The organism is Cystobacter fuscus DSM 2262, from assembly GCF_000335475.2.
Lineage (GTDB): Bacteria > Myxococcota > Myxococcia > Myxococcales > Myxococcaceae > Cystobacter > Cystobacter fuscus.
On record NZ_ANAH02000001.1, the window covers coordinates 437,123 to 447,346 of the forward strand.

Here is a 10,224-nt window from a genome sequence, read left to right on the forward strand (position 1 = left end):
TCGCCACACCGGCGCAGAGGAGTATCCTGTCTCCCACCATCGTACTGGCACAGCGCTCGCGCCCCTGCTTCCGGCATGAGCCGCGCCGCATCCGGCTTCCCGGAACGACGATCTGGAGGGGTGAATGAACCGAGCACTCGTGTCGACGACGCTCATCGTCTTGCATTGTGTGACCTTCGCGACGGTAGCGCGGGCTTCGTCGGACGCCCCCCCGGAGGCAGCACCAAGGGCCGCGTCCGATGATCAGACGCTGATGAAGGTGGCGAGGTGTGCCGATGCGGACGCCACCGGACCCACGAGACCGGACGTCCCCGACGACCAACAGCTCGAACTCGCCCAGTCTCTCGACAGTCTCGCCATACATCACCACGAGCAGGGGCGTTACGAGCGCGCCGAGCCCTTGATCCGTTGCGCACTCTGGCTGCGGGAGAAACTCCTCGGGGGGCACCATGCCACCCTTGCCTTCTCGCTCAACAACCTCGCCGCGCTCTACCAGGCCCAAGGCCAATACGCGCGTGCTGAACCCCTGCTCGTCCGCACACTGGAGATCTGGGAGGAAACCCTGGGAAGGAACCATCCCCAGCTCGCCACCGCGCTCAACAACCTCGCTTACGTCTACTACCTACAGGGGCACTACGCGCGCGCCGAACCCCTGTATGTCCGCGCGCTCCGGCTCGAGGAAAAGAACCTTGGTGAGAACCATCCCAAACTCGCCACGGTGCTGGGCAACATGGCCCTCCTCTACACACGACAGGGGCTCTATGCGCGCGCCGAGCCTCTATTAACCCGCGCGCTCAGGATTCGGGAAGCAGCCCTGGGTGAGAATCACCCCGACGTCGCCACATCCCTCAACAATCTCGCCGGCGTCTACGACGCACAAGGAAGCCACGCGCGCGCCGAGCCGCTGTATGTCCGTGCGCTCCGGATTCGAGAAACGATCCATGGGAAGAACCACCCCGACGTCGCCACCATTCTCAACAACCTCGCCTCCCTCTACAAGCATCAAGAAGACGTGGTGCGCGCTGAGCCCTTGCTGGTCCGGGCACTCGAAATCCGGGAAGCGGCCCTTGGCGAAAACCATCCCGACGTCGCCAGCTCCCTGCAGAACCTCGCGAGCCTCTACCGGAACCAGGGGCTTCACGCACGCGCCGAGCCTTTGTTCGAGCGTGCCCTCAAGATCTTCGAGGCGACGGTTGGCGAAAACCATCCCAACGTCGCCATTGTCCTGGGCAATCTCGCCGGCCTGCATCAGGCCCAGGGCCATGCCGGGCGCGCCGAAGCCCTGTACGTGCGCTCACTGCGTATTCTGGAGGGCACACTCGGTGGGAATCACCCCGAGGTCGCAACCATCCTCCGCAGCCTCGCCAAGCTCTACCAGGACCAAGGCTTCTACACCCGTGCCGAACCCTTGTTCGAGCGCACACTTCAAATCCAGCGGGCGAACCTCGGAGAAAACCATCCCAAGCTCGCCGAGGCCCTCGACGACCTCGCCAGGATCTACCTGGAACAAGGCACCTATGCGCGCGCCGAGCCCTTGTTCACACGCGCGCTCGAACTCCGCAAAGCGGCATCCGGCGAGACGCATTCCGATGTCGCCCTGTCGCTCAACAACCTCGCCGCGCTCTACGTCTCACAAGGGCACTACGCGCGTGCCGAGCCCTTGCTCACACACGCGCTCGAGATCTGGGAAGAGGTGCTTGGCAAGACCCATCTCCAGGTCGCCACCGCGCTCAACAACCTCGCCTACGTCTATTATTTACAAGGGCACTACGCGCGCGCCGAGCCGCTCTATGACCGCACGCTCGGGATCGAGGAAAAGACACTTGGCGAGAACCATCTTCAGGTGGCGAGCACGCTCAACAACCTCGCACTCCTCTACAACGCTCAGGGACACTACGCACGCGCCGAACCGCTCTATGTCCGCGCGCTCCGGATTCGGGAGACGGCCCTGGGCGAGAACCATCCTGACGTCGCGGGTTCCCTGAGCAACCTCGCGGCCGTCTATGACTCACAGGGGGAGCCCTGGCGGGCTGAGCCGCTCTATGTCCGTGCGCTCCGGATTCGGGAGATGGCCCTGGGCGAGAACCATCCCGACGTCGCGAACACCCTCAACAACCTCGCCGGGCTCTACCAGTCAGAGGGACTCTTCGCCCGCGCGGAGACCTTGCTGGTCCGCGCGCTCAGGATTCGCGAGACCACTCTTGGAGAAAACCACCCGGACGTCTCCATTTCCGTCCACAATCTCGCCGCCCTCTACAGGAGCCAGGGACTTCTCGAGCGTGCCGAGCCCTTGTACACACGCGCCCTCAAGAGCTTCGAGGCGACACTCGGCGAGAACCACCCCAACGTGGCGCGATCCCTCGACAACCTCGCCGGAATCTACTCGACCAAGGGAAACGCCGCCCGTGCCGAACCCCTGTACACACGCGCGCTCCAGATCCTGGAGGCCTCGCTCGGCAAGAAACATCCCGAAGTCGCCACTTCGCTCAATGGTCTCGCCAGCCTCTATGAGGCACAGGGCCAACACGCACGCGCCGAGCCCTTGTTCGTTCGGGCACTCGACATCCGGCGGGCAGCCTTCGGAGAGAACCACACCGAGGTCGCCGCGTCCCTCAACAACCTCGCCAGCTTCTATGAGGCCCAGGGCCAGCACGCGCGCGCCGAGCCCCTGTACGTCCGCGCGCTGGGAATCTGGAAGAAGACGCTCGACAGCAATCACCCCACCGTCGCCACCAGTCTCACCAATCTCGCCATGCTCCGCCTGGCCCAAGGCCGACTGGACGCGGCGCTTCCCTTGTTCGAAGAGGCGTTTTCGTCCTCCGAGTCCCACCTGCGCCAGGAACTCCTCGGCTTCTCCGAGCAGAACCTGTCCACCATCCTCGGCCGCCACCGCACTCGGGAAGAAATCCTCTACAGCCTTGTCCGCGAGTACCCGGACAACCCGCGTCTTCTCCAGCTCTCCCTCACCTCGGCGCTGCTGAGCAAGGGCCGCTCGTTCCAGGAAATCGCCAACACCTCGCGCATCATCTACCGCCACCTGGAACCCGCCGACCGCGAGCCCTTCGAGCGCCTGCGGGCGATGAGGGCGCAGCTCTCGACGCTCTCGCTCTCGGGTCCCGGCTCGCATTCGTCCGCGGATCACCAACTGCGGCTCAAGACCCTCTCGGACGAAGTCGATGCGCTGGAAGCGGACCTCGCCAAGCGCTCAGAGCCCTTCCGCGCGCTCTACCGTCCGCCGCCTGTCGATCAGCTCGTCTCCCGGGTGGCGGCCGCGCTTCCCCAGGATGGCGCGCTCGTCGAGTTCATCGCCTACCGCAATCGTCTCTTCGCCTCCAGGGCGGATGAGTCCCTGTCGAAGGAGTACCCCCCCGCGCGCTACCTCGCGCTCGTGCTTCTTCCCTCGGGGCGCATCCAGGCCGTCGACCTGGGTCCGGCCGAGCCTCTCGATCGTGCCGCCCAGGAGCTGCACGACGCCCTGGCGAAAAGACTTGTCGCCTATCTGCCCGCGGCGCAAGCCCTCCACGACGCGGCCTTCCGGCCCCTCCTTCCCCACCTCGACGGCGTGCGGCGGCTCTTCCTCGCCCCCGATGGTCAGCTCAACCTCGTTCCCTTCGATGCCCTCCACGATGGGGAACGCTTCCTGATCGACGCCTTCAACGCTTCCTACCTCTCCTCGGGCAAGGACCTGCTGCTACGTACCGAAACCCTCTCCAGCAGGGCCCCCATGGTCATCCTGGCGGATCCCTCCTTCCCTCCGCCGGATGCCGTCGCGGCACTTGAGGAGCGGAGCGCCCCCGATGCCACCACCTCCAGGCCACGCCTGGGACTAGGCAACGTTCCCTGGGTCCGACTGAAGGGCACCCGCCAGGAGGCCGAGGCCATCCACCGCATGTTTCCCAGGGCGCGATTGCTCCTGGGTCCGGACGCCACCAAGCAGGCCCTGATGAGCCTCTCCGCGCCCGACCTGCTGCACATCGCGACCCACGGCTTCTTCCTGGCTCAGGGACAGGCCTCGCCAGACACCCGGGTAGTGGTCGTGGATGCCGGAGGGATGAACCCCAAGGCGCTTCCCACCAACCCCCTGTTGCGCTCGGGCCTGGTCCTGGCTGCGCCTCCTGGCGAGACCGAGGCACCTCGCCGAGAGGACTCACTGGCCACGGCCATGGAACTGGCGGGGCTCGACCTCTGGGGCACTCAGCTGGTGGTCCTGTCGGCCTGCGACACGGGCCGCGGCGGCATCAAGGTGGGCGAGGGGGTCTACGGCATGCGCCGCTCGTTCCTGATCGCGGGAACCGAGACGTTGGTGACGAGCCTGTGGCGTGTCGATGACACGGTGGTTCCCCAACTCATGCGGGATTATTACCGCCATTTGTTGGAGGGCCAGGGCCGCACCACCGCGCTGCGTGAAGCCATGAGGGAGCTGCGCCAGAGTCAGCCCCATCCCTATTTCTGGGCCTCGTTCACCGCCCTGGGCTCGGATGCGCCCCTGCGGTCCCGAGCCGGCCCCGCCGCGGCGAAGCAGGCCACCCCGCGGCCGTGAGTAAGAACCATTGCCTCGAGACCGGGGACGGCCTCGTCATCCGGCAATCCCTCGCGATTCTCGAGTACCTCGAGGAGCGATTCCCGGAACCGAACCTGCTAGGCGGGACCCCGGCGGCGCGGGCCGCGACGCGCGAACTCATGGCGCTGATCGACGAGGCGAACACCTTCTTCGGGCTCTGGTGCCACAAGGGCAGCCCCTTGTTCGCGGGGAGTGAGCCGCAAAGCGCGGAAGGCGGCGGCCATGGCGGCGGAGGAGTATGACAAGAGGGTTCGGCGGCTCGACACCATGATGGCCGATGCACCCTTCCTGACCGGCGACAAGGTGACGATCGCGGACTGCATGGCCATGGCGCTGTTCCAATTCGCCAAGGGCGTCTATGGAGTTGCACTGCCAGCCGACGGCTCGAAGCTCGTCGGCTGTTCGCCAGGCGCCCCAGCGTGTCGATACCCGAATACCCTCCCGACCTGCTGCGCCTGTCATATGGATTGAAGACCACGCCCTGAGCCTCCACCGTGCGCAGGCGGGTATGCGGCCTATGGCAAGGACCGGACCGCTCCGGAGCGGTCCGCCAGGGGCTACAGGTCCAGTCGACGCAGCCGCAGCGCGTTGCTGATGACCGACACCGACGAGAGGCTCATCGCCGCCGCGGCCAGCATCGGACTGAGCAGCAGGCCGAAGAAGGGGTACAGCACCCCCGCCGCGATGGGCACCCCCAGCGCGTTGTAGACGAAGGCGAAGAAGAGGTTCTGCCGGATGTTGTGCAGCGTCCCCCGGCTCAGCTTGCGCGCCCGGGCAATCCCGCGCAGGTCCCCCTTCACCAGCGTCACCGCCGCGCTCTCCATGGCGATGTCCGTCCCCGTGCCCATGGCGATGCCCACGTCCGCCTGGGCCAGCGCCGGCGCGTCGTTCACCCCGTCCCCCGCCATGGCCACCGTGTGGCCCCCCGCCTGCAACCGCTTCACCACGTCGCCCTTGCCCTCGGGCAGCACCTCCGCCACCACCTCGTCGATGCCCAACTCCCGCGCCACCGCCTCGGCCGTGGTGCGACTGTCCCCCGTGAGCATCACCACGCGCACGCCCTCGCGGTGCAGCGCGGCCAGCGCCTCGGGCGTGGTCGCCTTCACCGGATCCGCCACGCCGAGCAGCCCCGCGGGCTGGCCGTCCACCGCCACGAACATGACCGTCTGGCCCTCGCGCCGCAGCGCCTCCGCGCGAGGCCGCAGCGAGCCCGCGTCCACGCCGAGCGACTCCAGCAGCGCCACGTTGCCCAGCGCCACCCGCGCCTCCCCCACCAGCCCCGTCACCCCCTTGCCCGTCACCGAGCGGAAGTCCCGCGCCGCCGTCAGCACCGCTCCGCGCGCCTCGGCCCCCGCCACCACCGCCGCCGCCAGCGGGTGCTCACTGCCCCGCTCCAGGCTCGCCGCCAGGTGGAGCAGCCGGGCCTCGTCCATGCCGTCCGCCGCCCCCACCGACACCAGCTTCGGCTTGCCCTCGGTGAGCGTGCCCGTCTTGTCCACCACCAGCGTGTCCACCTTCTCCAGCAGCTCCAGGGCCGTGGCGTCGCGGATGAGCAACCCCACCCCGGCGCCCTTGCCCATGCCCGCCACCACGGACATGGGCGTGGCCAGGCCCAGCGCGCACGGGCAGGCGATGATGAGCACCGCCACCGCGTTGACCAGCGCGTGCGCCAGCCGCGGCTCGGGCCCCAGCGAGGCCCAGACGAGGAACGTCACCCCCGACACGGCGATCACGGCCGGCACGAACACCGCCGCCACCTTGTCCGCCAGCTTCTGGATGGGCGCGCGCGAGCGCTGGGCCTCGCTCACCCGCTGCACGATGCGCGCGAGCAACGTGTCCCGCCCCACCCGCTCGGCCTTCATCACCAGGCCACCCGTGCCATTGACGGTGCCGCCAGTGACGCGGGCACCGGGGCCCTTCTCCACGGGGATGGACTCGCCCGTCACCATGGACTCGTCCACCGCGCTCGCCCCCTCCAGCACCACGCCATCCACCGGAACCTTCTCGCCGGGGCGCACGCGCAGCGAGTCCCCCACCCGCACCTGCTCCAGCGAGACGTTCTCCTCCGCGCCATCCTCGCGAATGCGCCGGGCCACGGCCGGGGCGAGGCCGAGCAGTGCCCGCAGAGCGCCCGAGGTGGCCCGGCGGGCGCGCAACTCCAGCACCTGCCCCAGCAGCACCAGCGTGACGATGACCGCCGCCGCCTCGTAGTAGACGGGCACCGCGCCCCCATGGCCGGTGAAGGCATGCGGGAGCAGTCCCGGCGCCAGCGTGGCGACGACGCTGAAGAGGTACGCCGCCCCCGTCCCCAGGGCGATGAGGGTGAACATGTTGAGGTGCCGGTTCTTCACCGAGGCCCAGCCCCGCTCGAAGAAGGGCCAGCCCGCCCAGAGCACCACCGGAGACGCCAGGACGAGCTGCACCCAGGCCAGCACCCGCGGGTTCAGGACGCGCCCCAGCGGCTGGCCCGGAATCATCTCGGACATGCCCAGCAGGAACAGCGGCACCGAGAGGACGAGGCCCACCCGGAACCGCCGCGTCATGCTCACGAGCTCGGGGTCCGGCGCCTCCTCGGGCAGCACCGCACGGGGCTCCAGCGCCATGCCGCACGTGGGGCACGCTCCCGGCACATCGCGCACGATCTCCGGGTGCATGGGGCACACCCACTCGGTGCGCGCCGTCATCGTCACCGGCTGCTCGGGCTCCAGCGCCATGCCGCACATCGGGCAGGCCCCGGGGTGGTCCTGGCGGACCTCGGGATCCATCGGGCAGATCCACATCGTGCCCGGCGGCGCCTCCACCGGCTCCGGCGCGGCCTGGGGCACGAGGAACTTCTGGGGCTCGGCGGCGAAGCGCTCCCGGCACTTCGGATTGCAGAAGTGGTAGGTCGCCCCCTTGTGGACGTGGCTGCCTCCCTTGGCGGTCGCCGGATCGATCGTCATCCCACACACCGGATCCAGCACCTTGCCCTCCGCGTTCGAGGGGGGAGCGTGCTGGGGGTCCGCGTGGGGGTGCTGCGAGTGGATGTGCTCGTGAGCCATGGGAAGAACGACTCCTTTCACCCCGGCGGACGGAGCACCCGCCAGGGCCTTACAGTGGGCACGCTCCACACCGCGCAACGACGTGGGTGGGGCCGCGGCGCCCTGCCTGGCGAACGAGCAACTGGCGGCTCCCCGCCTGCTCCTGGCGGGGGCATCGCCTCGGCGGTCGGCTGGACCCTACACGATTACCTCGAGGGGACCCATCAACGTCAGAGACCGAGTTCGCGCAGCCCCGGGTGATTCGCCGGGCGCGGGCCCAGGGGCCAGAGGAACTTGCGCTCCGAGGCGGAGATGGGCACGTCGTTGATGCTCGCCTCGCGCCGACGCATGAAGCCGTTCTCGTCGAACTCCCATTGCTCGTTCCCATGGGAGCGAAACCAGTTGCCCGCGGAGTCCTGCCATTCGTACTGGAAGCGCACCGAGATGCGGTTCTCGTGAAACGCCCAAAGTTCCTTGATGAGACGGTATTCGAGTTCCTTCTCCCACTTGCGGGTCAGCAGACCGATGATCTCGGAACGACCCTGGACGAACTCGGAGCGGTTGCGCCAACGGCTGTCCTGCGTATAGGCCAGCGCCACCCGCTGCGGATCGCGTGAGTTCCACGCGTCCTCGGCCTTACGGACCTTCTCGACGGCGGTTTCGTAGGTGAACGGAGGCAGGGGCGGTCGGAGTTCAGACATGAGGCATCTCCTGTGGGATAAGAGAGAGGGCGCGTAGGTTATGACACCCCTGCTCGCGCGCAACCTCATCCCGTCGAGGTCCGCGAGCGGCTCGGGGCAAGTCCAACTCAATGTTCACGCGAACTGGCGTGAAGCCAGATAGCGGTCCTCCGGGTGGTGGAGCGCAGCGCCGAGCTGGAACAGGCCATGCGGCGGCAAGCTGGGCTTGTGGGCCATCGAGCCCCACATCGGCTGGGAAGGTGGCGGCAGGTTCGAGGGTATCCTGGTGGTCGGAGCGGAGCGTGCGTATTGGTTGGATGACGATGCGCCACAGGTGAACGGCGTCCCCAGGCAGGTGGGCCATGGTGCGTAGGAGGAAGGGCTTGGTGGGAGGGCTCGTGGTCATGGTCCTCGCGGCCTGGTTGCTCAGCGCGCCACCGGCGCATATCCGTCCGGCCGAGGCCTATGTCCTGCCGGAGCCCAGCGCGGCGCTCCTCGCGGTCAAGGCGGCCGTCGATGACATGGGCGCGGCGGGCCTGCTGGGGCCGACGGTGCCCGGCCACGACGACGTGGTGCTGCAGGAGGAGCGCGGCCAGGCATTCATCACCGCTCGAGACGGCTGGATCTGGCGGCTGGAGCTCGGCAGTGGCAAGGCCGAGCGCTTCGTGCGGACCCCCCTGGTGGCGTCCGGCGCGAAATTCCCACCCCGGGATCCGGACCGGATGCTGTTCTGTGCCTCGCATCTCCATGGGTTCCAGCCGGAGCACGAAGCCTCCGTGGGCGTCTATGAGCTGCGCCTGTCCACGCGGGAGATACGAGCCGTCGCCCTGCGGGTTCCCCTGCCTCCGCCCCTGAAGCCAGCGGGAGGAGGAGGCGAGGGCGCGGTGTACCCCCTCGCGTCCACCCCCGCGCTGCGCTTCGCCGACATGACCGAGGCCAACAGCCGGCCCATGGCGTTCTGCAACGACCTGGACATCAGCGAGGACGGTCAACGCGTCTATGTATCGGAGCCCTATGACTATCCCGGCGCGGCCATGGGGCATGAGGCGGGCTTCCGCGAGGCAATCACGCTGGCGCGCAACGGACGGCTGTGGATGTTCGATCTGGAGGGGAAGAGCGCTCAACTGGTGGCCCAGGACTTCCATTTCGTCGACGGAGTCCTGCTGGATCCCGGTTCCGCATCCGCCCAGGGCGGCACGGGAAGGGAGGAGTCCATCGTCATCTCCGAGACGCCCAAGTTCCGGCTGCTGCGCTTGTTCATGGGGGGCCCCAAGGCGGGCACCGCCGAGATCCTGCAAGAGGGCCTGCCAGGAATGCCAGACGGACTGAGCCGGGATGAGCGCGGACGCATCTACGTGGCGCTCTATCGTGGCCGCCCCAGGAGCGCGGCATGGATTCACGCGAACCCGTGGATCAAACCGCTGCTCTTGAGATTGCCGCCCGCCTTGCTCCCCATCTCGCACGAGACGGGCTACCTGGTGCTGGATCCAAGTGGCAGACAGCCACTCTACCTGACCCTGCACGACGGGCAGCGCGTCAGCTCCATCTCCAAGGTCAACCCGGGCCACGAGGGCATCTTCCTGGCGAGCTTCGCGCGCGACAACCAGGGAGTGCACGTCGTTGACTATCCCGCCGTGCTGACGCTCCAACAGGGGAACCCGCCCAGCGGAGCGGCGTCCGGAAGATAGTGGCCTCACGGTCGCTCCATCCCAAGGGGAAGGAGCGTGGCCATGGGCAGGCAATACACCCGGGGCGTGGTCACCTGCCTGTCGCCGTACACCCGTGGCTCCGCGCGAGGCTTCGAGCGCCTGTCCGCACGCGGCGTCACAGTCGGGCCACATCGCGGGTTCCAGCGCTCGTCCTGGCGAAACCCCGGAGGAATGCCCCCTCGGCAGGTTCTCGGGGGCACACCATGCACCCCTCCTCCCCTGTGGATTTCGCATGCGCTCGAACACGTATGATC

Annotated in this window: 6 protein-coding genes; 4 read left to right on the plus strand and 2 right to left on the minus strand. The window is 68.0% G+C overall.

Annotated elements, in window-relative coordinates; all coding sequences use genetic code 11:
* Positions 1 to 124 precede the first annotated feature (124 nt).
* From D187_RS01670 to D187_RS01680, 3 genes are read left to right on the plus strand one after another with little or no spacing between them, the layout of a single operon-like run.
* Positions 125 to 4,540 (plus strand): CHAT domain-containing tetratricopeptide repeat protein, encoded by a 4,416-nt coding sequence (locus tag D187_RS01670; protein WP_002627057.1) that lies wholly within the window; start codon positions 125 to 127, stop codon positions 4,538 to 4,540.
* On the plus strand, positions 4,537 to 4,803 hold the full coding sequence (locus D187_RS01675) for a glutathione S-transferase family protein (RefSeq protein ID WP_043427737.1): 267 nt from the start codon (positions 4,537 to 4,539) through the stop codon (positions 4,801 to 4,803). Before D187_RS01670 ends, D187_RS01675 begins: the two co-directional genes overlap by 4 nt.
* On the plus strand, positions 4,784 to 5,032 hold the full coding sequence (locus D187_RS01680; protein WP_020917720.1) for a glutathione binding-like protein: 249 nt from the start codon (positions 4,784 to 4,786) through the stop codon (positions 5,030 to 5,032). The genes D187_RS01675 and D187_RS01680 overlap by 20 nt, the downstream gene beginning before the upstream one ends.
* An 86-nt stretch (positions 5,033 to 5,118) precedes the next feature.
* On the opposite strand, the gene D187_RS01685 is transcribed toward D187_RS01680, so the two are convergent.
* Positions 5,119 to 7,602 (minus strand): heavy metal translocating P-type ATPase, encoded by a 2,484-nt coding sequence (locus tag D187_RS01685; protein ID WP_002627055.1) that lies wholly within the window; start codon positions 7,600 to 7,602, stop codon positions 5,119 to 5,121.
* 209 nt (positions 7,603 to 7,811) lie between these two features.
* Entirely contained in the window at positions 7,812 to 8,282 is a 471-nt protein-coding gene (locus D187_RS01690) for a nuclear transport factor 2 family protein (protein WP_002627053.1), read from the minus strand.
* 362 nt (positions 8,283 to 8,644) lie between these two features.
* Between D187_RS01690 and D187_RS01695 the strand changes: the two genes are divergently transcribed.
* On the plus strand, positions 8,645 to 9,949 hold the full coding sequence (locus D187_RS01695) for an SMP-30/gluconolactonase/LRE family protein (RefSeq protein WP_043427740.1): 1,305 nt from the start codon (positions 8,645 to 8,647) through the stop codon (positions 9,947 to 9,949).
* Positions 9,950 to 10,224: the final 275 nt, after the last annotated feature.